The sequence below is a fragment of the Streptomyces sp. PU-14G genome, assembly GCF_041028275.1.
Lineage (GTDB): Bacteria > Actinomycetota > Actinomycetes > Streptomycetales > Streptomycetaceae > Streptomyces.
Genome location: NZ_JASKYT010000737.1, coordinates 1 through 737 on the forward strand (window position 1 = coordinate 1; position 737 = coordinate 737).

At 76.0% G+C, this 737-nt stretch carries 1 protein-coding gene; it reads right to left on the reverse strand.

Annotated elements, in window-relative coordinates; translation table 11 throughout:
- A partial coding sequence (locus AB8Z75_RS35065; protein WP_369209201.1) for a hydroxymethylglutaryl-CoA lyase occupies positions 1–737 on the reverse strand: 737 nt, incomplete at both ends.

Genomic DNA, 737 nt, shown 5'->3' on the forward strand with positions numbered 1-737 from the left:
GGCGCGGACCGTGCGGGAGGGGCTGGGGCGGCCCAGCCGCTCGGCCATCCAGACGCTGGTCGCGGTCAGCCGCGCGAGGTCGACGCCCGTCTCGATACCGAGACCGTGCAGCATCCACACGAGGTCCTCGGTGGCGAGGTTGCCGGTGGCGCTCTTCGCGTACGGGCAGCCGCCCAGCCCGCCGGCCGAGGCGTCCACCGTCGACACCCCCTGCTGGAGGGCCGCCAGCGTGTTGGCGAGGGCCTGGCCGTAGGTGTCGTGGAAGTGCACGGCCAGCCGCGGCCCGCCCTCGGTACGCTCCGACAGCCCCGCCTCGTGGAGGGCAGCCAGCAGCGCGTGGACGTGGCCCGGGGTGGCCACACCGATCGTGTCGCCCAGGCTCAGCTCGGCACAGCCCATCTCCGCCAGCGCGCGGCACACCCGCACCACCTGGGCCACGGGCACCGCGCCCTCCCACGGGTCCCCGAAGCACATCGACAGGTAGCCGCGCACGGCGAGTCCCTCCTGCCGGGCGCGGGCGACCACGGGCTCGAACATCTCCAGCGCGCCGTCCACCGTGCGGTTGAGGTTGGCCTCGGCGAACGACTCCGTGGCGCTCGCGAACACCGCGACCTCGCGCGCCCCCAGCGCCAGCGCCCGCTCCAGACCGCGCGCGTTGGGCACCAGAACCGGCAGTCGCACCCCGTCGAGGGCACCCATGTCCGGCCCGCCCGCGTCCGGCCCGCCCGCGTCCGGCC